Origin of the sequence: Limnohabitans sp. MMS-10A-178, assembly GCF_003063375.1 — a bacterium.
Taxonomy (GTDB): Bacteria; Pseudomonadota; Gammaproteobacteria; order Burkholderiales; family Burkholderiaceae_C; genus Limnohabitans_A.
In genome coordinates, this window is sequence record NZ_NERY01000003.1 from 171,662 (window position 1) to 194,594 (window position 22,933).

Annotated in this window: 20 protein-coding genes; 7 read left to right on the forward strand and 13 right to left on the reverse strand. The window is 51.2% G+C overall.

Going from position 1 to position 22,933, the window contains the following annotated elements; all coding sequences use genetic code 11:
* Window positions 1–35: 35 nt before the first annotated feature.
* Window positions 36–1,676 carry a rhodanese-related sulfurtransferase gene (locus B9Z32_RS14310; RefSeq protein WP_108421763.1) on the forward strand — a complete coding sequence of 547 codons (1,641 nt, stop codon included), beginning with the start codon at window positions 36–38 and terminating at the stop codon, window positions 1,674–1,676.
* On the opposite strand, the gene B9Z32_RS12550 is transcribed toward B9Z32_RS14310, so the two are convergent.
* From B9Z32_RS12550 to B9Z32_RS12580, 7 genes are read right to left on the reverse strand one after another with little or no spacing between them, the layout of a single operon-like run.
* On the reverse strand, window positions 1,658–2,587 hold the full coding sequence (locus tag B9Z32_RS12550; protein WP_108421764.1) for an alpha/beta fold hydrolase: 930 nt from the start codon (window positions 2,585–2,587) through the stop codon (window positions 1,658–1,660). The two genes, B9Z32_RS14310 and B9Z32_RS12550, sit on opposite strands and share 19 nt — an antisense overlap.
* A 27-nt stretch (window positions 2,588–2,614) precedes the next feature.
* Window positions 2,615–4,099, reverse strand: a complete 1,485-nt coding sequence (locus B9Z32_RS12555; protein WP_369909957.1) for a flavin-containing monooxygenase — start codon at window positions 4,097–4,099, stop codon at window positions 2,615–2,617.
* Window positions 4,100–4,101: 2 nt separating this feature from the next.
* The gene (locus B9Z32_RS12560) at window positions 4,102–4,809 is read right to left on the reverse strand and encodes a VOC family protein (protein WP_108421765.1); all 708 of its coding nucleotides are present in this window, start codon (window positions 4,807–4,809) and stop codon (window positions 4,102–4,104) included.
* A complete protein-coding gene (locus B9Z32_RS12565) occupies window positions 4,809–5,849 on the reverse strand; it encodes an L-idonate 5-dehydrogenase (RefSeq protein ID WP_108421766.1) in 1,041 nt (346 codons plus the stop codon). The genes B9Z32_RS12560 and B9Z32_RS12565 overlap by 1 nt, the downstream gene beginning before the upstream one ends.
* Before the next feature lie 23 nt (window positions 5,850–5,872).
* On the reverse strand, window positions 5,873–6,643 hold the full coding sequence (locus B9Z32_RS12570; protein WP_108421767.1) for an SDR family oxidoreductase: 771 nt from the start codon (window positions 6,641–6,643) through the stop codon (window positions 5,873–5,875).
* A 15-nt stretch (window positions 6,644–6,658) separates the two neighbouring features.
* Window positions 6,659–7,261 (reverse strand): gluconokinase, encoded by a 603-nt coding sequence (locus B9Z32_RS12575; RefSeq protein ID WP_233248312.1) that lies wholly within the window; start codon window positions 7,259–7,261, stop codon window positions 6,659–6,661.
* A 17-nt stretch (window positions 7,262–7,278) separates the two neighbouring features.
* Window positions 7,279–8,277, reverse strand: coding sequence for a tripartite tricarboxylate transporter substrate binding protein (locus B9Z32_RS12580; protein WP_108421768.1), 999 nt, complete (start codon window positions 8,275–8,277; stop codon window positions 7,279–7,281).
* A 178-nt stretch (window positions 8,278–8,455) separates the two neighbouring features.
* Here B9Z32_RS12580 and B9Z32_RS12585 point away from each other — a divergent pair, with 178 nt between their 5' ends.
* On the forward strand, window positions 8,456–9,628 hold the full coding sequence (locus B9Z32_RS12585) for an MFS transporter (RefSeq protein WP_108421769.1): 1,173 nt from the start codon (window positions 8,456–8,458) through the stop codon (window positions 9,626–9,628).
* Between the two features lie 22 nt (window positions 9,629–9,650).
* Window positions 9,651–10,910, forward strand: coding sequence for an MFS transporter (locus tag B9Z32_RS12590; RefSeq protein WP_108421770.1), 1,260 nt, complete (start codon window positions 9,651–9,653; stop codon window positions 10,908–10,910).
* A gap of 55 nt (window positions 10,911–10,965) precedes the next feature.
* Here B9Z32_RS12590 and B9Z32_RS12595 read toward each other — a convergent pair whose 3' ends face one another.
* Complete coding sequence (locus B9Z32_RS12595) at window positions 10,966–12,168, reverse strand: alanine--glyoxylate aminotransferase family protein (protein WP_108421771.1); 1,203 nt, start codon at window positions 12,166–12,168, stop codon at window positions 10,966–10,968.
* Window positions 12,169–12,377: 209 nt separating this feature from the next.
* Between B9Z32_RS12595 and B9Z32_RS12600 the strand changes: the two genes are divergently transcribed.
* Window positions 12,378–13,556: an MCT family MFS transporter gene (locus tag B9Z32_RS12600; protein ID WP_108421772.1), complete on the forward strand. Its 1,179-nt coding sequence runs from the start codon at window positions 12,378–12,380 to the stop codon at window positions 13,554–13,556.
* Between the two features lie 114 nt (window positions 13,557–13,670).
* The gene (locus B9Z32_RS12605) at window positions 13,671–14,054 is read left to right on the forward strand and encodes a hypothetical protein (RefSeq protein WP_108421773.1); all 384 of its coding nucleotides are present in this window, start codon (window positions 13,671–13,673) and stop codon (window positions 14,052–14,054) included.
* Window positions 14,055–14,114: 60 nt separating this feature from the next.
* Here B9Z32_RS12605 and B9Z32_RS12610 read toward each other — a convergent pair whose 3' ends face one another.
* Window positions 14,115–16,352 (reverse strand): NADP-dependent isocitrate dehydrogenase, encoded by a 2,238-nt coding sequence (locus B9Z32_RS12610; RefSeq protein WP_108421774.1) that lies wholly within the window; start codon window positions 16,350–16,352, stop codon window positions 14,115–14,117.
* Between the two features lie 221 nt (window positions 16,353–16,573).
* On the opposite strand from B9Z32_RS12610, the gene B9Z32_RS12615 reads away from it, so the two are divergent.
* A complete protein-coding gene (locus tag B9Z32_RS12615) occupies window positions 16,574–16,894 on the forward strand; it encodes a non-heme iron oxygenase ferredoxin subunit (protein WP_108421775.1) in 321 nt (106 codons plus the stop codon).
* A gap of 23 nt (window positions 16,895–16,917) precedes the next feature.
* Here B9Z32_RS12615 and B9Z32_RS12620 read toward each other — a convergent pair whose 3' ends face one another.
* From B9Z32_RS12620 to B9Z32_RS12635, 4 genes are read right to left on the reverse strand one after another with little or no spacing between them, the layout of a single operon-like run.
* Window positions 16,918–17,712 (reverse strand): enoyl-CoA hydratase, encoded by a 795-nt coding sequence (locus B9Z32_RS12620; protein ID WP_108421776.1) that lies wholly within the window; start codon window positions 17,710–17,712, stop codon window positions 16,918–16,920.
* Window positions 17,713–17,730: 18 nt separating this feature from the next.
* Complete coding sequence (locus tag B9Z32_RS12625; protein ID WP_108421777.1) at window positions 17,731–19,371, reverse strand: acyl-CoA synthetase; 1,641 nt, start codon at window positions 19,369–19,371, stop codon at window positions 17,731–17,733.
* The gene (locus tag B9Z32_RS12630) at window positions 19,368–20,675 is read right to left on the reverse strand and encodes an O-acetylhomoserine aminocarboxypropyltransferase/cysteine synthase family protein (RefSeq protein WP_108421778.1); all 1,308 of its coding nucleotides are present in this window, start codon (window positions 20,673–20,675) and stop codon (window positions 19,368–19,370) included. The genes B9Z32_RS12625 and B9Z32_RS12630 overlap by 4 nt, the downstream gene beginning before the upstream one ends.
* A gap of 8 nt (window positions 20,676–20,683) precedes the next feature.
* Window positions 20,684–21,172 carry a CoA-binding protein gene (locus tag B9Z32_RS12635; protein ID WP_108421779.1) on the reverse strand — a complete coding sequence of 163 codons (489 nt, stop codon included), beginning with the start codon at window positions 21,170–21,172 and terminating at the stop codon, window positions 20,684–20,686.
* Between the two features lie 141 nt (window positions 21,173–21,313).
* Here B9Z32_RS12635 and B9Z32_RS12640 point away from each other — a divergent pair, with 141 nt between their 5' ends.
* Window positions 21,314–22,933 carry a B12-binding domain-containing radical SAM protein gene (locus B9Z32_RS12640; RefSeq protein WP_108421780.1) on the forward strand — a complete coding sequence of 540 codons (1,620 nt, stop codon included), beginning with the start codon at window positions 21,314–21,316 and terminating at the stop codon, window positions 22,931–22,933.

The following is a 22,933-nucleotide window of genomic DNA, read 5'->3' on the forward strand; positions in this document are numbered from 1 at the left end:
TATACGCATGTCTTGACTCAAGGCAAAATACAGCCATGACTTCGATTGAGACTGAAACTGAAACGGGAACTGAAACCAAGTACCTCACGGCTGCTTTTTACAAGTTCGTTGATTTGCCAGACTATGCAGACCGGCGTGCACCTTTGTTGGCCTTTTGCGAAGCTCACAACGTCAAGGGCTTGATTTTGTTGGCGCGTGAGGGCATTAACAGCACCATTGCAGGCCAGCCACAAGACGTGCATGCCGTGTTGGCTTATTTGCGACAAACAAGCCAACTGGCTGATCTCGAGCACAAAGAATCTTGGACATTCAAAGCGCCGTTTCACCGCATGAAAGTCCGGTTGAAAAAAGAAATTGTCACATTGGGGGTGGACGGTATCAGCCCGATCAAGCGGGTGGGGCAGTATGTCAAACCCGAAGACTGGAACGACTTGATTTCATCGCCCGATGTGGTCCTGATTGATACACGCAACGATTATGAAGTTGAAATTGGCACATTCAAGGGTGCCATCGATCCGCAGATTCAAAGCTTTTCACAATTGCCAAGTTGGGTTGAAAAAGCCAAATCTCTCGAAGCTCAAAATGGTCGCAAGCCACGCGTGGCCATGTTTTGTACGGGTGGTATTCGCTGTGAGAAATCCACCTCCTTGATGTTGGAGCATGGCTTTGAAGACGTCTACCATTTGCAGGGCGGTATTCTCAAATATTTAGAGCTTGTTCCACCAGAGAAAAGCTTGTGGGAGGGTGAGTGTTTTGTTTTTGACGAACGTGTCAGTGTGGGCCATGGCCTGCAACCAGGCCAGCACGAGCTGTGCCGCTGCTGTCGCGAGCCATTACCACCTGGTGCCAAAGAAACGCCTTTCTTTGAGTTGGGCGTGAGTTGTCCAAGGTGCCACGCCCACACCAGCGAAGAGCAAAAGCAAAGTGCTCGCGAAAGACAAAAACAATGGGAAATTGCCAAAGCGCGCCAAATCAATCACATTGGTACGCCTCAACGTCAAGAAAGGATGGCTGCTTTGTTGCCTGCTGATGCACCTGTGTTGTATTCATTCCGTCGCTGCCCCTATGCCATGCGTGCGCGATTGGTGCTCTTGTCGTGTGGCATCCGATGTGAAATTCGCGAAATTGCGCTGTCTCAAAAACCAGAAAGCATGTTGGCTGTATCCCCCAAAGGGACAGTTCCTGTACTGGTTCTCAAAGATCAAGTGCTTGAGCAGAGCCTAGACATTGTTCAGTGGGCATTGCAACAAAATGATCCGGCCGCATGGTCAACCTCAGGCTCTTCGCAACATGAAGAGGCCTTGGCCTTGGTGCAGCAATGCGACGGCGAATTCAAGCAGCATTTAGACCGTTACAAATACCCAAATCGCTACGATTTACCAGATGGCTTGGCTCACCGGCAAGGGGGCTCAGAGTTTCTAGAACTTCTCAATACCAGGTTAAGCCAGACGGCCGGATTGATGGGCGCCCAATGGTGCTGGGTTGATGCGGCAATTGCACCCTTTGTGCGGCAGTTTGCCAGAACAGACCGTGAGTGGTTTGATGCGCAAGCATGGTTGCCTCTGCAAAACTGGCTGACTCAATTTGAAAACTCAGAAGCCTACGCGGTGGTGATGCACAAATACAAAGTGTGGCACCAAGGTGCCAAACCGGTGTCTTATCCAGCCACGTCTTGAATGAATTGCTTGCAAACTTCGATTTGAGTCACAGGCAGCATATGTCCTCCGCTCACCACCGTAACCTTTGTCCCAGGAATGCGAGTCCTTAAGTCTTCACCATTGAGCTTGCAATCGAGGATGCGATCTTCCTTGGCAAACAGCACGTGAACAGGTGTTTTCATGCTGGCATATGAATCTTCAATTTGCGGCATGCTCCACTCTGCATTTTGCAAATCTGTCGATGCGCTGATGAAGGTTTGAGGTTTGAGTGACAAGATGCCTCCACCTCGAATTGCAAAATCAGAGGGAAATCTTTCAGGCCCAAAAATGAATTTCAAACTCTCTGACATCCTGAAAATTGTGCCAGGAATGGCCAGGGTCCAACCGAGAATGCTTCTCATGGTGGGCGATGAAATTTTGAGGGGTTTGAACGCTGGTGAGGGTTCGTCGGGCAAGCGCGTGAGGGGTGCGATGAGTGCCAGTGCCTTAATTTTGTCAGGATGGCGTTGCGCCGCGGCCAACGATATAGCGCCCCCCAAAGAGTGACCTACCAAAACGGCAGACTCAATTTGCAAATGGTCTAGCAAACTCACAATGGTGTCGGCTTGAGCTTCAAGGCTGGCATCGGCATTGGATGCACGTTTGGAATAACCGCAAGCAGGACGGTCTACGCAAATCACACGGTGGGTTTCGGCCAAAGGTTTTGCCAAGCCATAAGTGAAATTTTGCAAATTGCCTGCCAAGCCGTGAATCATCAGAATGGCTGGCCCTTGGCCTTGATCGATGTAATGCAAACGCGTATCGCCCAATTGAACAAACTTACCGGCAGGGGGCAAGAGATCTTCCGCCTTTTTGTTGGAAAAAGCTGCGAATCCGATCAAGCCAATCACACTTGTGGCGAGTAAAAATAAAATCCAGAGAGCCAACATGTCGAAACCTCGAAGTGAACGTGCAAATTAACTGAACTGCATGATGCCATCATTCAGACGGGCATATTTGATCAGGAAAATATCCTTGATGTAGTTTTGATTCACTTGCCAGGGTGCGCGCGAGCCTTGCTTGGGTAAGATGCTGCTGGCACGTTGAACGTAACCAGACGTGAACGACAAATAGTCTTGTTCTGCAACAGAAGCATCGCGAACTGGCACCACTTTTCGATAGCCATGTTGCCTCATGTAGTTCAATAGACGACAAGCATAAACAGCCGTGAGATCGGCCTTCAGGGTCCAAGATGCGTTGGTGTACCCGAAGGTCATGATGGCATTGGGCAAGCCTGACAAGCACATGCCGCGGTAGGCCATAGCCTGCGAGGGTTTGAAAGCCTGCCCATCGACCGTGACTTGAATATCTCCCAGCATGTTCAAAGACAGACCTGTGGCCGACACAATGATGTCGGCTTCAAGAAACTGACCGCTGCTCAATTGCAGGCCTTTTTCGGTCACGGTTTGAATGGTATCTGTTACCACGCTGGCATGGCCGCGTCTGATTTGTTTGAACAAGTCGCCATCGGGAATCAGGCACAACCTTTGATCCCATGGTTTGTAGTCTGGCGAGAAATGCTGAGCTTGTTCGTCAGAGCGCAATTGCTTGGCAGCGATTTTGACCAAGTAACGTTTGACAAATTCGGGTTGGCTGCGGGCCAGTTGATACGACAACATGCCCAAGATCACATTTTTGGCGCGAGTGATTTGATACGCCAACTTGGAGGGCAAGAACTTTTGCAGAGTGAGTGAGAAGCCATCTTCAGCGGGGAGTGAAATGACATAGGTTGGAGAGCGCTGCAGCATGGTGACATGCGCGGCCTTTTTGGCCATTTCTGGCACCAATGTGACCGCCGTTGCGCCACTGCCGATGACCACCACTTTTTTCTGTTCGTAGTTGAGTTTCTCGGGCCAAAATTGAGGGTGAACCCAATCGCCCTTGAAACTGGCTTGTCCTGGAAAATTGGGTTGGTAGCCATTTTTATAGCTGTAATAACCGCAACAAAGATACAGAAATCGGGCTTTCAAGACCACGGGCTGGTCATTGTTTTTTTGGTTTGCGGTAAGCGTCCAGCATGCTTCACTGCTTGACCATGAGGCGTGAGTAACAGAGTGGCCATGGCGAATGTGCGGCGTGATGCCATTTTCGTCGGCCGTCTTTTGAATGTATTGCCGAATGGTGCTGCCATCAGCAATGGCTTTGTGATCGATCCAAGGTTTGAATGAATAGCCTAGGGTGTACATGTCGGAATCTGAGCGAATGCCAGGATATCGAAACAAGTCCCATGTGCCGCCAATGGCATCCCTTGATTCCAAAATGCACCAGCTGCTTTGGGAGCTGTGCATTTGCAAATGTTTGGCAGCACCAATGCCAGACAAGCCAGCACCCACAATCAAGACATCGATGATGGGATGGTCTGAAGCGCCATTGGACATGGCGGTTTGAGGCAAAACGCTCATGGTCAAATGCCTAAACTTTCTAAAGTGACCAGACCTTTGGGTGTTTGCAATGTGGCGACGATGTTGGCTGGACCCTCCGTCACATCGATGTTGCCCAGCATGATGGCCTCATAAGCCGCTTTGATCTTGCTTGCACTGGGGTGTGAAACTGTTAAAGATTTCAAGGACACACCAGAACGGGGCAAATGATTGCGAGGATGCAGTTGCATGGGGTCTGCCGCTTCAGGCTTGCCCCATTGAATAAGGGTTGGCAGAGTGCCATTGAACAACCTGTCGCCGTCTGGCCGCACCGTAATTTGCCATTGCAACAAGCCCTTGGGGGTTTTGCGGCTTGCATGAATAATGGGTCCGCGGTCAATGCCTTGGTTTTTCCAGGCATGTCGCGCGTCTTGAATGTTGTCTGTATTGACCACAAAATGTACCAAACGAGGTGACTTGGCCAACTCAGCTTGGAGTTGTTTGCTGTCCAAATCAAACCAACGCGCAGGTGGTGGTTTTTTCTCGATCACGGCATCCGGGTTGATGGCAATGATTTCGAAATAGGCCACTGGAAACGCTGGCGTAGCGATTTTGAAAAGCCGATTGTGTGTGCCGTATTTTTCATGCTCACCCCCTGCAGCAGGTGTGATCCCCAGTGTGGCTTCACACCATTCAACGCCTTGTTGCAAGCTGTGCGCAGCCACCACCAAATGGTCAATTTGACTTTTCATCAAGCGGCTTCAAATTCGATTTGAACTTTCAGTGATTGCGATTTGTCGCAAGCCAACTCAAAAGCTTCGATGGCTTTGTCCATCGGCAGAATGCCAGTAATCACTGGCTTGCCATTGACCAAACCTTCATTCAAAAACTGTACAGCGGTGGCAAATTCTGCATGAAAGCGGAAGGTGCCTCGCATGTCGACTTCCTTGGCAACCAATTGGGTCATGGGCAAACTCATGTCGCCTCCCATGCCGACGGTAACCAACACGCCGCGCGGCATGATGACATCCAGGCCCGCTCGCAATGCAGGCTCGCTGCCGGAAGCTTCAAACACTGCTTCGAATTGACCTTTGTCTGCTTTGTATTTATCGAGCAACTCAGGCTGGGTTTTGAGGTTGATGGTTTCGTCGGCACCCATCTCTTTGGCGCACTTTAAGGGCAGGTCTGCAATGTCGGCTGCCACAATGCGGGCTGCACCTGCTCGGCGCAAAGCACCAATGAGGAGCGATCCAATGGGGCCGCAGCCTGTGACAAAGACCTGCTTGCCCAACACGCCACCAGCGCGCTGGATGGCATGCAGGCCAACAGAAAGAGGCTCGGCCAATGCCGCTTCTGAGAGGCTCAAGTGCTTGCCAATAGCATGGGCTTGATAGGCCTCAATGATGAGCTGCTCAGCAAAAGCACCTTGAATATGAGGGAAGGGCATGGCACTGCCAAAAAATCGCATGTTGAGGCAATGGTTGTGTTGTCCCAGTTGGCAGTATCGGCAGGTGCCGCAAGGCCGAGATGGCGAAATGGCAATGCGTTGGCCCACTTCAAGGTGTTTGACATTGGCACCCAAGGCGCTCACCACACCAGAAATTTCATGGCCCAGTGCCATGGGTTGCTTGATTCTGACGGTGCCAAAGCCGCCGTGTTGGTAGTAATGCAAATCAGAACCGCAAATGCCGCCAAAGGCCACATTCACCCGAACCTGATTGGGGCCCATCGGAGGGAGCTCGGTGGTTTCAATTCTCAAATCTTTTGCTGAGTGACAAATGAGCGCGCGCATGAATTTGTTTGGAGTTGCAATGCTTAGAGTGTAGCGGTGACGCCGCCATCAACATAGAGAATATGGCCATTGACGAATTTGGAGGCATCGCTGGCCAAAAAGACAGCAGCACCGCCTAAATCCGCAACATCGCCCCAGCGTCTGCTGGGGGTGCGGCCCACCAACCAAGAGGAAAACTGAGGATCATCTACCAATTTTTGATTCAATTCAGTTTTGAAATAACCTGGGCCAATGCCATTGACGTTGATGCCAAAGGGTCCCCAATCGATGGCCATGCCCTTGGTGAACATTTTGAGCGCGCCTTTACTGGCGGTGTAGGGCGCAATGCCGGGGCGACCCAACTCACTTTGCACAGAGCAGATGTTGATGATCTTGCCGCGACCACGCGGAATCATTTTTTGCGCCACAGTTTTACCAACGTAGTAAACACTGTCGAGGTTGGTGCGCATGAGGGTGTGCCAATCTTCGTCCTTGTACTCATGCAAAGGACCGCGAATTTGCATACCGGCGTTGTTGATCAAAATTTCAAGCGCGCCTACATCGGTTTCTATTCTGTTGACAGCCGACACCACATCTTGAGCATGGGTCACGTCAAAAACAGATTGGCTGACCTTCAAGCCCTCGCCCTGAAGCGTGGCTACCGCCGCTGCTACTTTGTCAGCGTTGCGTCCATTGAGAATGACATGGGCACCCGCTTCGCCCAGAGCACGGGCCAGTGCAAAGCCGATACCTGCAGAAGACCCGGTGATCAGGGCCAGTTTGCCCTTCAGTTGGAATGATTGAAGTACTGTCATATTGGATTTTTGAATTTAGCTCGTATGTCTAAGCGTATCTTCTTGGTAAGCCACTAACTTGGCCATGGCATTTTCCAAAAGATCGGATACAGCCTGATTGATACTGAGTGCAATGACATCAGTTTCATAAGCACTGGGTCTTTCCAAGGTTTGCAATTGACTGGCTAACAACCCAGCCTGCATGTAATGGCCCTTGCGATCTTGCATGCGTTGCTTGATCAACTCAGGCTGTCCGTCTAAAAATAGAAAAACAAGGGGGCCAGCTTGCTGCCGAATACGATCTCTGTAAACGCGTTTGAGCGCCGAGCATGACACGATGGCGCCGGCTGTACCTACAGGGCTTTGCGCGTCATGGGCAAGGTAGTGGGCAATGCGATCTAACCAAGGCCAACGGTCGGCATCTTCTAGTGCAATGCCGGCACTCATCTTGGCCACACTTTCGGGCAGGTGAAGTTCATCGCCATCTTTCATGCGCAAGCCAAGTGACTTTGCAAGTCCCTCGGCCAGCGTTGATTTTCCGGATCCAGAAACACCCATCACGATGATGCGAAGTGGAGAAGCTGCTTTGCGCATCAGTTCGTGTTGCAACTCATGCGAGGTGAATCGCTTGAGTTGCAAACAACATCAATCAGACATCAATCAGCTTTAGCGCCAGAGGCTTTAACAATGGGGCCCCAGCGTTGCACTTCGGCTCTGCTCATTTCGGCCATGGTTTCTGGGCTGGTGCCCATGATGATGTAACCCAGCTCTGTCATGCGTTTGACAAACTCGGGTGACTTGGTGCCTTTGATGGCCTCTGCATTGAGTCGCATCACTACATCACGAGGTGTGTTGGCGGGCACTGACAAGCCAAACCACACGCCAGATTCATAACCCGCTACACCCGCCTCAGCAAGGGTGGGCAAGTCGGGCAACAGGGGGTCGCGCTTTGCGCCAGTGGTGGCCAGCGCACGGAGCTTGCCAGACTTGATGTGAGGAATGGCAGACGGGATGTTGTCAAACATCATCATGACTTGGCCGCCCAAAAGGTCGTTTAGCGCTGGTGCGCTGCCTTTGTAAGGAATGTGGGTCATGTTGATGTTGGTGAGCGATCTGAACATTTCGCCCGACATGTGAATGCTGGTGCCGCTGCCGCTAGAAGCGTAATTGACCGGCTGAGCTTTGGCCAGAGCAATCACTTCAGCCACAGAGTTGGCTTTGACTGATGGGTGCAAGACCAACACATTGTTTAGGGAAACCAAGGCCGAAACAGGTGCCAGATCTTTGTTAGGGTCAAAGGGCATCTTGGCATACAGCGCTGGGTTGATGGCTTGGATACCGCTGGTGGTCATGAAGATGGTGTAGCCATCGGGTGCCGCACGGGCTGCATCGGCGCCGCCGATATTGCCACCTGCGCCGGGTTTGTTGTCAACCGTCACAGGTTGGCCCAAATTTTTGGACAACTCTTGGGCAATGGCGCGAGATGCAATGTCAACAGCACCGCCTGGGGGGAAGGGACAAACCAAGCGAATGGCTTTGTTTGGAAAAGCTTGCGCCAAAGCTGCAGGCGCAGTAAGCAAAGCACCCGCCATGCTCACTGAGAGTGCCAAAGAAGAGACCCATGAGAAGGATGGGCGTAACTTGAATGATGCCATGTAGAGCTCCTAAAGATCGAAATTGAACGCCAAGCCTATTTGACTTTTGGTATTTTGAGCACAGGATATTCCCTTGATTCTGTGAACTGTCCTGACAACAAATTTTTTCAAATCCGAGGTTTAATAGGGGCATTCAAAAATACGCCCTTGGACTTTTAAACAGTTTCAACCAGTTTGCATGCCAGCTATTCCATCTCTTCTTTTGAATTTGGGCCACGCGCTTGATCATTTGTTTCTATTGATTTTTGCCACGGCTGTCAGCGCTATTGCTCTCGATTTTGGGGTGGGCCGGTGGGAAGACATGATGCCTTACACCGTAGGCGCTTTCTTGATGTTTGGGCTGGGCTCAATCCCTGCGGGAAGGTTGGGAGATTTATGGGGCCGTCGGCAAATGATGCTGGTGTTCTTTTTTGGCATGGGTTTGTCTGCCATTGCTGTTGCATTCACTCAAACCCCCTTGCAAATGGGCATGGCGCTCACGGTTTTGGGTATTTTTTCAGCCATCTATCACCCCGTGGGCATTCCCATGCTGGTTCAGAGGTCAGAGCGTCCAGGTTTTACCATTGGCGTCAATGGACTCGCAGGCAATTTGGGCATTGCGCTTGCGGCGCTTTCAACGGGCTTCTTGGTGGCTTGGCAGGGTTGGCGAGTGGCTTTTGTGGTGCCTGGCTTGGTTTCTATTGTTTGTGGTGTTGCGTTTGCCATGACGGCCCCGCATGAATCCGGGGCGCCAGCCAAAAAGAAAGCCAGTTCGGTTCAATTGCCCAAGCACTTGGCTTGGCGCACTTTTGTGGTCATGGTGGCCACCGCCACCACCACCAGTTTGTTGTTCAACATCACGACCAATGGCAATGCGCAGTTGTTGGCCGAACGCCTTGATGGCTTGGTCAACGACCCCTCTCGCTTGGGCATGTTGCTTGCCGCCATTTATGCGGTAGCGTCATTGGCACAGTTGGTGGTAGGGCGTTTGCTCGACTTATGGCCTGTGAAGCCTTTGTTTTTTTCAATCTTGTTGATGCAAATTCTGGCCTTTGGCGCAGCCTCGCAAACGACGGGTTGGGTTTGGTACGCAGCCGCCATCTTCTACATGGTGATGGTCTTTGCCTCCATTCCATTCAGCGACACCATGGTGGTTCGCTATATTGACGACGCCATGCGATCTCGGGTGAGTGGCACCCGGATTGCCATCTCGTTTGGCATTAGTTCCATGGCTGTCTATATGCTAGGCCCAGTAGTGAAGGCTGCAGGCTTTACGCAGTTGATGATGGCCTTGTCTGTGGTGGCTGCCTTGGGTGCCTTGATTGTGCTTTTTCTGCCCAATGAAGCCCAAATGAACGCCAATTTAAAGTAAATTTGCAAGCCTTAATTCAGCCATGAAACTACCGAACAGTCTGCGTGCGCTTCAGCACCGGAATTTTCGGTTGTTTATCATGGGGCAGGGCACCTCTCAAATTGGCAACTGGGTACAACTGATTGCCACCAGTTGGTTGGTTTACAGCCTCTCTGGCTCAACCTTCATTCTGGGTTTGTCTGCCTTCAGTTTGCAGATTCCCATGTTGTTGATCACGCCATTTGCTGGTGTCTTGCTCGACCGCTTAGACGTGCGGCGTGTTTTGTTTGCAACCAACACCCTGGCCATGCTGCAATCGGTAGTCATGCTGGCCTTGGTGGTCAGCGGGCGAATCGAGGCTTGGCACATCGTCGTCGGAAATGCGGTGCTGGGTTTTGGCAACGCCTTTGATGCACCCGCCAGGCAGGCTCTTATTTCCAAACTCTTGCCCAACCGGCAAGAACTGACCAATGCCATTGCGCTCAATTCAACTGTGATGAATGGCGCCAGATTCATTGGGCCGATGTTGGGTGGTTTGATCACCGCTGCATTTGGTGAAGTGTGGAGTTTTGCCACCAATTGTGTGATGCGACTAGCCGTCATTTCCGCATTGCGGGCCAGTCAAATTGCCCCTCATGTCAACCGTCAAGCCTCTGCGGGACTGTTCAGGCAACTCATGGCGGGAATTGAATACGCTTACGGCTTTTTTCCAAGCCGATGTGCATTGCTCTTGTTGGCCGTAAGCAGTTTTTGCTTGCAGTCTTACGCCTCACTCATGCCTTGGTTTGCCAGTGAGCGGTTTCATGGCGACTCTAGAACCTTGGGTTTGCTGTACAGCTCGGCGGGGCTTGGCGCAGTTTGCGGCATGCTCTACTTGGCGTCGCGAACCAATATCCGAGGTTTGTTCAAAGTCATTGGATGGAATGCTGGCGCGGCGGGGCTGATGCTGGTCGCCTTTTCTTTCGCTGAGAGCTTTTGGTTGGCGCTTCCTTTGTTGTTTGTATCGGCCCTTGGCATGATGGTCACAGCTGCCTCGACCAACACCGTGCTTCAAAGCATCGTGCCCGATGAATTGCGGGGGCGCGTGGCAGCCTTGTATGTCATGTCTTTCCTTGGCATGTCGCCCGTGGGGTCACTTTGCTCTGGCTGGTTGGCTGACCACATTGGTAGTCCATCCGCCTTGGCGCTGTTTGGCACTATAGGTTTGGTGGCTGCGCTTGTTTATGCCTATTACTTTCAGCGTATTCGCGCAGACATCTTGCCTTTGTATCAGGCATTGGAAATTCCCCCTCACGATGAATGAGTGAGGGCGACTTTCTGGGTGAGCGATTTAGGTTGAGTGATTTAGGTTCAGCGTTTTAGGGCGTGTGTTCTGCCAAATAAGCAATGGCAGCCGCCATGCCATTGGGTCCGTATGGAATTTTTTGAACTGTCATGGCAGCCTCAATGCCGGCCAGTGCGCCCAAGATCATGGGTTCATTCATGTCGCCTAGGTGGCCAATGCGAAAGACACGGCCCGCCAAAGGCCCTAAGCCACCAGCCATAGCAACTTGAAATTTTTCACGGGCCACTACACGCAATGCCTCAGGGTCAATGCCCGCGACAACCTCGATGGCTGTCACTGACGAGGAAAAGCCATTGGGGTCTTGGCAGTGAAGCTTGATGCTGCCAGCCGTGGCCCAGCAATTGACTGCTGCTCTCACGGCGCCGCCCAGGCGCTGGTGCCTTGCAAAAACCGCAGGCAAGCCCTCAGCTTTGAGCAGGCCCAAAGAAACCTCCAAACCGGCAAGATGGGCCAAAGGTGGCGTGCCACAAAACTTGGCAGATTGGATGTCGGTTTTTCGCTCTAACCAGCTCCAATAGAAGCGGGGTTTGGCATGCGCCTTAGACCAAGCAAATGCTTTGGCATTGACCGCTACAAAGCCAAGGCCAGGGGGCATCATCAAACCTTTTTGGGAGCTGCCCAGACACACATCTGCACCCAGAGCATCCATGTCAAAGGGAGCGGCTCCCAAAGAGGCCACCACATCCACCACATACAGCGCTGGATGACCTGTGCTGTTGATGACTTTGCGAATGGCTTGAAGATCGCTGGTGATGCCACTGGCCGTGTCAGTGTGAACCACCATGACGGCCGCAATGTGATGCTGGGTGTCTTCGCGGAGTGCTGCTTCGATGGCCGCAATATCAATTGGCTGACCTTCGGTGTGCGGTGTTCTGATAACGGGTAGTCCTAAGGCGGTGGTCTGAATGGCCCACTGGTCAGAGAAGTGGCCAGATCCAGCAATCAACAAGCTGTGCTGGTCTGATCCCAAATTGGCTGATGCAGCCTCCCACACGCCATGGCCGTTGCTGGCGTAAAAGAACACGTCAGAGGCCGGGGAGTTCAGCAAGTCCTTCATGCCTGTTTCGCAGGCTGCAATGAGTGCGGCAACACGAGGATCGGCCAAATCCGTCATGGGCCTTTGCATGGCATGCATGACTTCATCGGGCACATGCGTGGGGCCTGGGGAGTGCACAAATCGGATGCCAGGAAGCCTTGGGGTAATGGGTGAACTCATGCGATGTGCTTTCTAAATCGGAGACATGATGATTGTAGGCAGTGCATCAATTGACTTGAAGGTCTTCGCGGCAGACTGTAGAGAAAAATTCAGACACTTTTGAAAAAATACTAAACTAGACCGCAAGCTGTTTGAACTCAGAAAGACATTGCATGCCATCCAACTCTCTATCCCGCTCTGTCGCTAACTTTTACCGAGCTTGAAGGCGCATGGAATCCCGCAAAGCTTGGGTGGTTGTCTGGGCAACCTTTGTCTGTTTGGCCGTCATCTTTGGCGTGTCTTATTCATTTGCAGCATTTTTTGAAAATTTTGCCAAGGAATTCTCTGCGCAAAGAGCCGATGTGTCTTGGATCTTCGGGCTTTGCGGTTTGGTCTACTTTGTGTTGGGCGCCCTCGGCGGTATGTTGGCCGATCGGTGGGGGCCACGACTAGTTTGCATGGCCGGCATGGGCTTCATGGCCCTTGGCTTGTTTTTAACCAGCCTGGCCCAAAATTTAACCACCGTGTATTTGAGCTATGGCCTGCTGGTTGGTCTTGGCATTGCCTTTGTGTACACGCCTTCCATTGCTTCGGTTCAGCCTTGGTTCACCAAGCGTCGTGGCTTGGCCTCTGGTATTGCCAGTTCGGGTGTGGGTGCCGGAACGCTGATATTGCCAGTGCTTGTGAGCTACTTGCTCAATGAGGTTGATTGGCGAAGTGCGTTGCAAATGATGTCTGTGGGCGTGCTTTTAATCGGTTTGACGGCGGGCTTTTTATTAGAAAGAGCGCCATCGGTGCCAGGTCAGCAAGGCGGCCAACTCTCGGGCTTGAGTTTGCCCGAGGCTTTGAAAACAGCATCTTTCCGTTGGCTTTATGTCGGCACCTTGTTGGGCGCGCCGGTCATGTTCATCCCATTTGCACACATTTCGGCAGCCGCCAGGGATGCTGGTGTGGCAGATGCACAGGCTGTGGGTTTGGTGGGCTTGATTGGCATCGGCAGTTTGGTGGGCCGATTTGCCATCGGTTGGCTAGCCGATCGATTGGGCCGGGTTAAAACACTCATGCTCATGCAATGCCTCATGGGGATGTCTTATTTAATATGGGCTGGCGCTGAAGAGTGGTCAATTTTTGCCCTTTTTGCGCTGTGGTTTGGGCTCAGTTATGGCAGCATCGTGTCGCTTCTGCCTGCCATCTGCATGGATTTGTTTGGTGGGCGAGCTGTGTCAGCCGTCATTGGCACGCTTTACACCGGCGCCGCCTTGGGCAATTTGCTTGGCCCGGTTTTGGCCGGTCAAGTGTTTGATGTCACTCAAAGCTATGCACTTGTGATCTGGATCACGCTGGGTATTTCAGCATTGGCTACCTACAGCTGCTGGCGCATCCTGAGGTATCCCAAACTGTTTGAATGAGTTCAAAAGCTTGCTGAGGTTTAGAATAGCGCTGGTTAGATAACCTATCGTTAAAAAACAGATGGTTATCAAACTTACTGTTTATTAACCTTAGGTTGCTCAACTATATTAAATATGAACAAGATCATTTTGCGAGCGATTACAGCCTTTTTTAGAACGGATCTCAAAAACAGCGAAGCTCAGTTGGCCATCCAAGGCAGGGAGATTCAATACCTTGGCAAAGACTATGTGGCACTCGAGACTGAGTCTACTCAAGAGTTGTTGGCGCTTTACCGCTGCATGAACCGAGGTGAACTCAAGCGCTTGAAGAGGTGGCCCGCAGATTTAACCAGCAAGATGCCAGATTCCTCAAGGAAAAATGTGGCGGACAATCTTCAAAAGACGCCCGCGCTCTTGGAGTTGTCGCCGGTGAAAAAAGACGGAACAGTGCAGAAGTCCAAAAAGTCATCGGGGCGGTCTTCTAAAGCGCCTGCCAATCAAACAGACCTGTTTGAATAGTGGAAAAGAAAAAGCCGCATCCCGAAGGATGCGGCTTTTTTCGACAGCTAGCTTGCCGATTTATGCCTGTGCAGCATTCAAAATGGCATTGAAGGTGGCGCTTGGACGCATGACCTTTTGCACCAAGTCTTCTGAAGGCTTGTAGTAGCCACCAATGTCAACTGGCTTACCTTGTACCGCTTTCAACTCATCCACAATTTTCTGTTCATTGTCTGTCAATGATTTGGCCAAACCTGCGAACTTAGCCTGCAGTTCTTTGTCTTCGGTTTGTGCTGCCAGTTCCTGGGCCCAGTACATCGCCAAATAGAACTGACTGCCACGGTTGTCCAGTTCGCCAGTTTTGGAAGATGGGTTTTTGTTGTTGGCCAACAAACTGCCAGTGGCGGCATCCAATGTTTTAGCCAGAACTTTGGCCTTGCTGTTGCCAGTTTTGATGCCCAAATCTTCGAGGGAAACGGCCAAGGCCAAGAATTCACCCAGTGAGTCCCAACGCAGGTGATTTTCTTCAACCAATTGTTTGACGTGCTTGGGTGCTGAGCCGCCTGCGCCTGTTTCATACATGCCGCCACCAGCCATAAGTGGCACGATGGACAACATTTTGGCGCTGGTACCCAGCTCCATGATGGGGAACAAGTCGGTTAGGTAGTCACGCAGAATATTGCCGGTGACGGAGATGGTGTCCAAACCGCGAACCACACGCTCAAGCGTATAACGCATCGCACGAACTTGCGACATGATTTGAATGTCCAAGCCCTTGGTGTCGTGCTCTTTCAAATACTTTTCGACTTTTTTGATCATCTCCGCTTCGTGAGGGCGGTAGGGGTCAAGCCAGAAAAGGGTGGTCATGCCAGAGTTGCGTGCACGGGTGACGGCCAACTTGACCCAGTCGCGAATAGGTGCATCTTTAACTTGGCACATGCGCCAGATATCGCCAGTTTCGACGTTTTGCGACAACAAGACTTCGCCAGTGGCATTGTCCACAATGTTGGCGACGCCATCTTCTGAAATTTCAAATGTTTTGTCGTGTGAGCCGTACTCTTCTGCCTGTTGCGCCATCAAACCAACGTTGGGCACAGTACCCATGGTGCGTGGATCGAAGTTGCCATTGGTCTTGCAGAAGTTGATGACTTCTTGGTAGATGCGGGCAAAGGTTGATTCAGGAATAACCGCTTTGGTGTCTTTGGGTTTGCCGTCTGCGCCCCACATTTTGCCGCCAATGCGAATCATGGCTGGCATGGAGGCATCGACAATTACGTCATTGGGTGCATGTAAGTTGGTAATGCCTTTGGCGGAGTCCACCATGGCCAAGTCGGGGCGATGCTCGTGGCAAGCATGCAAATCACGGATGATTTCGTCGTGCAAAGAGTGCGGCAAAGACTCAATCTTTTCATACAGATTGACCATGCCATTGTTGACATTGACACCCAACTCATCAAACAACTTTCCGTGCTTTTTGAATGCCTCTTTGTAGAAAATGCGAACAGCATGACCAAACACAATGGGGTGCGAGACCTTCATCATGGTGGCTTTGACGTGCAAAGAGAACATCACACCAGATTTGCGAGCATCTTCCATCTGCTCTTCGTAAAACTCACAAAGTGCTTTCTTGCTCATGAACATGCTGTCAACGATCTCGCCAGCCTGCAAGGTAACTTTGGGTTTCAAAACCACGGTTTTGCCCGATGTGGTGGTGAGCTCCATGCGGACCTCACAGGCCTTGTCCATCGTCATGGATTTTTCGCCATGATAAAAGTCGCCATGTTTCATGTGCGCCACGTGAGTGCGTGAAGCCATGCTCCATTCGCCCATGCTGTGCGGATTTTTTCTGGCGTAGTTCTTCACAGCCAAGGGTGCACGGCGATCGGAGTTGCCTTCACGCAAAACGGGATTGACAGCGCTACCTAAACATTTGGAGTAGCGAGCGCGGATGGCTTTTTCAGCATCGGTTTTGGGGTCTTCTGGGTAATCGGGAATGTGGTATCCCTTGGACTGCAGTTCTTTGATGGCACTGACCAACTGGTAGACCGGCGCGCTGATGTTGGGCAGCTTGATGATGTTGGTTTCTGGAAGTAGAGTGCGCTTGCCCAAGTCTGAGAGGTTGTCGGGTACTTTTTGCTGGGGGGTGAGGTAGTCTGGGAATTCGCCCAAAATGCGACCAGCCACAGAGATGTCACTGGTTTCAACTTCAATGTCCGCGGGCTGAGTGAAGGTCTGAATGACTGGTAAAAAGGCCGCGGTAGCCAGATATGGCGCTTCGTCGGTCAGGGTATAAATGATTTTGGATTTTTGCTTAGCCATTTGCGTCCTCTTTTTTTATAACTGCATGAGAAATTGGTTCAACCCGTATTAGATCTTAAAAGTTGCCCCTGACACCCTGATGAAAGTCCTGATTTCATAAAAAATGGGATGAAATTTTGTATTGTGAAAATGGCGCAAAGGAAAGACATTTTGGTCCAAGGACGAAAGCTAAAATTTACCGCTTGAGTTTGCAACTTCCCCTTCTTTGAAACCATCTAATCATGAGCAACTGGATTGACGTAGCGGCTGAGGCCGATTTGTTTGAGGGTGCTGGTATTGCAGTAACCCCCCTCAACTTGGATATCGCTGTGTTCAAAGTAGACGATGGCGTGTTCGCCATCAACAATGAATGTAGCCATGGCAATGCCAAGCTGTGTGATGGTTTTGTGGAAGGCAACTTTGTAGAGTGTCCCTTTCACCAGGCCATGTTTGACGTGCGTGATGGCTCCATAGCCTGCGGTCCCGCAACAGAGCCAGCCAAAGCCTGGCCCGTCAAAATTGAGAATGGGCGTGTCTTCCTAGACGTGTCAGCCAATGGCTGATGGTCAGCTTGATCAGACAAAAATCAATTATTTGATGGCCAATTGGGCTTTCGTTTTTCGATGAAAGCTTGCACACCTTCTAGGGCAGCGTTGTCCATCATGTTGCACGCCATGGTTTGGGATGCGTATTCGTAGGCTTTTTCGATGCCAGTTTCGAGTTGCATGTAAAACAACTCTTTGCCCATGGCTAAGGCAACTTGGGGCTTTGAAAGAATCTTGACAAGCAAGGCCTCTACACAAGCATCGAGCTGATCTGGCTCGGCTATTTGGTTGATCAAGCCTTGCTTCAAAGCATCTTGAGCACTTAAGAAGTCGCCGGTGACCAGCATTTCAAATGCGGCTTTGCGCGATAAGTTGCGCGACAAGGCAACACTGGGCGTTGCGCAAAACAATCCCAAATTGACACCGCTGACAGCAAACTTGGCTTCCGAAGAAGCTACCGCCAAATCACATTGAGCAACCAGTTGGCAACCCGCAGCAGTGGCAATGCCTTGCACCTTGGCAATGACGGGCACTTGCAGTTTTTGGATGCTCATCATCATTTGACCGCACTGTGAGAAGAGCTTCTGGTAGTAATCCATAGAGGGCTCGGCGCGCATTTGTCGAAGGTCATGCCCCGCACAAAAGGCTTTGCCTGCCGCAGCAATTACGAGAACTCGGAGCTTCTGGTTTTGCGATAAATGATCGAGTTCTGTTTGCAGGGCAGTGAGCAGTTCTTCACTCAATGCATTGAAAGCGGCTGGCCGATTGAGGGTGAGGGTGCACACGCCTCGATCGTCGTCGTGCCTGAGAATCAAGGGAGCGTCTGGTGTTGTCATTGGGTGGACCTTTTCAATTCAGTTGACAAGTTTGGCGCGTTCACGCAATTGGAATTTTTGTATTTTGCCTGTAGAGGTTTTTGGAATTTCCTCAAAGCGAATTTCTTTGGGCACTTTGTAGCTGGCCAACAAGTTTTTGCAATGCGCAATCAGGTCTGCCTGCGACACGGAAGCGCCCGATTTGAGTTCCACAAATGCCAAGGGTGACTCGCCCCACTTGGGGTCTGGCTTGGCAACCACTGCACACGCCAAGACAGAAGGGTGGCGATAGAGCGCGTCTTCTACTTCGAGGGAGCTGATGTTTTCACCGCCCGAGATGATGATGTCTTTGCTTCTGTCTTTGATTTTCACGTAGCGGTCGGGTTCCATGACGGCCAAGTCGCCGGTGTGAAACCAACCCTCTGCAAATGCTTCTTGTGTGGCGCGTGGGTTTTTCAAATAACCCTTCATCACAATGTTGCCCTTGAACATGATCTCACCCATGGTGGCGCCATCGGCTGGACATTCCTGCATGGTTGCCGGGTCCATGACGGTCATGCCTTCTTGCAGCACATACCGCACGCCCTGTCTGCCGTTCAAGCGGGTTTGTTCAGACAAGCTTTCGCCCGCCCAAGACTCGCGTTTGACTGCCACACTAGCGGGGCCATAGACCTCTGTGAGGCCATAAACATGCGTGATATCAAATCCAATTTTGGCCATGCCTTCAATCATGGCGGCGGGTGGTGCTGCGCCTGCCACCATGCCCCTAACTTGCTGGTCAATGCCAGCCCGCATGCTTTCGGGGGCGTTGTAGATCAGGCTGTGAACAATGGGCGCCGCGCAGTAGTGATTGACGCCGTGATCGCGCATGGCATCTAAGATAGGTTTGGCTTCAACTCGGCGCAAGCACACATGTGTGCCAGCCTGCATGGCCACTGTCCAAGGAAAGCACCAGCCGTTGCAATGAAACATGGGCAGGGTCCACAAATAGATGGGAAAGTGCGGCATGGTCCAAGTGGCCACATTGCTCACAGCGTTTAAGTAAGCGCCGCGGTGGTGCGTGACAACACCTTTGGGGTCGCCCGTGGTGCCGCTGGTGTAACTGACGGCAATGGCATCCCACTCGTTTTGAGGACCTTCTAATTTGGACAATGGTTCGTGCGATGCCAGCCATGCCTCATATTCAAATTGACCCAGCTGTTCACCAGGACCTGTGTATTCAGAGTCGCAAACGTCGACCACCACAATGGAGCGGCCAAATTGGGTTTTTAAAATGTCCAAGGCTTTGGCCATTACAGTGGCAAACTCGCGATCTGTAATGAGCACAGCGCACTCGCAGTGGTTGAGCTGCCATGCAATGAGGGCGGCATCAAGGCGGGTATTGAGAGGGTTGAGCACTGCATTGAGGGCAGGCACTGCATAGTGAATTTCTACCATCTCTGGGATGTTGGGCAACATGGCGCTGACCGTGGTGCCGCGTTTAACGCCCAGTGATTGAAGTGCAGCAGCAAGCCTTGCAGATCTGTCTCGTGTTTGAGCCCATGTGTATTTTCTGGCGCCATGGACAACGGCACAGAGATCACCAAAAATTTCAGCACTTCGCTCCACAAAACTCACTGGCGAAAGTGCAGTGAAATTGGCTGAATTTGGATCTAGGTCTTGATCAAAAATGTTGGTCATTTGGAAACTCCATGAACTGACGTTTGGCTGGCTGTATTCAAGGCTTGATCGATGTCCCACAAAATATCATCAATGTGCTCTAAGCCAACCGAAATTCGAATCATGTCGGGTCCCACGCCAGCGGCCAATTGTTGTTCTGTATTGAGTTGGCGGTGGGTGGTGCTAGCGGGATGGCTAATGAGTGTTCGAGTATCACCAATGTTTACCAGATGGCTCATGAAGCGCGCAGCTTCAATGAACTTCACGCCTTGCTCCAAGCCACCTTTAACCCCAAATGCAAGCAAACCCGATGCGCCGCGCATTTGTTTTTGGACCAAGGCATGTTGTGGGTGGTCTGATAAACCTGGGTAATTGACCCAAGCCACACGTGGATCATTTTGCAAAAATTGCGCCACAGCCAAAGCGTTACTGCAATGCCTTTCCATGCGCAAGGGGAGGGTTTCAACCCCCTGCAAAATTTGCCAAGCATTCATGGGGCTGAGGGATGCACCATAGACCCTGAGGCACTCCATGCGGCAGCGCATGGTGAAACCAAAGTCGCCAAAGGTTTCGTAAAACTTCACACCATGGTAGCCCGGTGAGGGCTCGGTCATGCCTGGAAACTTGCCATTGTCCCAAGGGAACTTGCCGCTTTCTACAACGACGCCGCCCAAGGTGGTGCCATGGCCTGCCAAATACTTGGTAGCCGAGTGCACCACCACATCAGCGCCAAATGCAATCGGATTGCACAAAAACGGACTCGGCACCGTGTTGTCAATGATGAGTGGCAAGCCATGTGCATGGGCCACATCGGCAATGGCTGCAATGTCTAGAACCAACATGCTCGGATTGCCCAAGCTTTCTGCATAAATAGCGCGTGTGTTGGGCTGAATGGCAGCGGCAAAGGCTTCGGGCTTGCTGGCGTCTACAAAGGTGGTTTGAATGCCAAACTTGGCCAAGCTAACAGCCAGTAAAGTAACAGAGCCCCCATACAAAGCACTGGCTGCCACCACATGATCGCCCGATTGCAAAATGGTCATGAGGGCCATCGATTCGGCAGCCATGCCTGATGCAGAAGCTACGCCCGCTCTGCCGCCTTCAAGCGCAGCAACACGCTCTTCCAGCACGGCCACCGTGGGGTTGCTCAGTCTGGAGTAGACATTGCCAAAGGTTTGCAGATTGAACAAAGAGGCGGCATGGTCGGCACTGTCAAAAACAAAGCTGCTGGTTTGGTAAATGGGCAAAGCGCGTGCGCCTGTGGCAGCATCTGGAATTTGTCCAGCGTGAATGGCCATTGTTTCGGGGCGAAATTTGTGGTCGCTCATGCTTAGGCTCAATTGATGGGACGTTTTGCAGAGATGATGCCGGTATTGACCCCAACCCAGTTGAGTCCGCCAAAAATTCGGGCATGTTCAATTTTGACGCAGCGGTTTGTCACTGATCGCCTGCCTTGACTTAGAAACAAATTGCTGGCTTCTTGATTTTCTACGCCAAGCTGTTGCCATAAGCAGGAAGCGCCAATTTGCAGAGCTTCTTGGGCAATTGGCAAAACATCTTCGGTTTTGCGAAAAACATCGACCATGTCGACAGACTCAGGAATGTCGAGCAGGCTGGCATAGCACTTTTGTCCCAAAATATCTTCTGCAGGAAATTGCCCCAGACCTGCATACCGAGGGTTGACCGGGATAATTTTGTAACCATGCTCTTGCATGTACTTGGCTGCAAAATAGCTAGGCCGATTCCACTGAGCGGACAGGCCTACCACAGCGATGGTTTTGGCAGATTTCAAAATGGCTCGAAGCGCTTGGATGTCGTTGTGCATGGTGTGTAAGTAAGTCTTGCCCTGACGCGGATCAGTTCACTGCCTGAAAATCATACTCTTTTATCTGCTATTGCACTTCAAGCCTTGAGGGGCAAGAAACCAAGGTGAAATTGAAGTTTATAGCCATAAGATAATGGCGGCATGCCCCAAATTGTGACGTCTGCACCCGCCATCATTCTGTGTACTTTGAATGCGAAGTACATTCACGCTTCATTGGGATTGCGCTACCTCATGGCCAACATGGCGCGACACGGGAGCCCCCAATTGGCCCAGCGCACCGTCGTCACTGAATTTACATTGGCTCGAAAAACGCCAGACATGGTGCACGAACTGCTCGAGCAACTCGGCCCAAAGCAGCCAGGCCAAGTGCAAATCATTGGCTTTGGTGTGTACATTTGGAATGTGACTCAAACTACTGAATTGGTGCGAGCACTCAAGAGCCAAAGACCTGAGCTGAAAATTGTTTTGGGAGGGCCTGAAGTCAGTCATGAAACCGAGTCGCAAGAAATTGTGCAATTGTCAGACTTCGTCATTTCTGGTTGGGGCGACGTCAGTTTTCCAAAGCTGTGTCTTGCTTTGATCGAAGGCCCCATGCCTTTGATGAAAATGATTCAGGGCGAGCAACCCCCTTTGAGCGACATTGAGCTGCCTTACCGCGAATTTTCAGACGCAGATTTGGCCCACAGAGTGCTGTATGTAGAAGCCTCAAGAGGATGTCCCTTTAAATGCGAGTTTTGTTTGAGCGCCTTGGACAAAACCGCTTGGGCTTTTGACTTGCATCCCTTTTTGAAAGAACTGGATATCTTGTACCAACGCGGTGCTCGAAATTTCAAGTTTGTCGATCGCACCTTCAATTTGAAAATTGAAGCATCTGCACAAATTCTGCAATTTTTTCTGGATCGTCTTCAGCAGGCTTCCTCGCAAGGATTATTGGTTCACTTTGAAGTGGTGCCCGACCATTTACCCGATCGTCTCAAGGCCTTGATCTTGCAATTTCCCCCAGGGGTTTTGCAGTTTGAAGTGGGTATTCAGTCTTTCAACGAAGAAGTTCAGCAGCGTATTTCACGCCGTCAAGACAATGCCAAAACAGAGGCCAATTTACGCTGGCTTCTGACGGAGTCAAACGCTCATTTGCACACGGATTTGATTTTTGGATTGCCTGGCGAAACACTGCAAAGCTTTGCCGAAGGCTTTGATCGCCTGTTGAGTATTGGGCCGCAAGAAATTCAATTGGGTATCTTGAAGCGCCTCAGAGGAACGCCCATTGCAAGACACACACAAGCCTTTGGCATGGTCTATGACAAACTGCCGCCCTATGTCATTCAAGAAAACAATGACATTGACACGGAGACGCTAAAACGATTTACCAGATTGGCCAAGTATTGGGATTTGGTGGCCAATTCAGGTCGATTCAAACTCACACTGCCTTTTTTGTTGCAGCCGTATGCGCCCCATCATTCGCCATTTTGGGCCTTCATGGCATTCGCCGATGATTTGTGGCAACAAACTCAAAAAACCTATGGCCTCACACCCGAAGCTTTGGTCGATGTCGTGTTCACATATCTAACGACCAAGCGATTGTTTGACGTAAGCTTGATTCGTGAATCTTTGTTGAAAGATTACTTGGCCAGCGGCGCAAGAGGACGCCCAAGGTGCCTGGCCCATGAAAATTTGCCACTGGGTGGTGACAGGTCAGTCGACAAGCAGAATTTGCGAGAGCGCCAAGACAGACACATGGTTGCCGATGCAGGCAGCCACTGA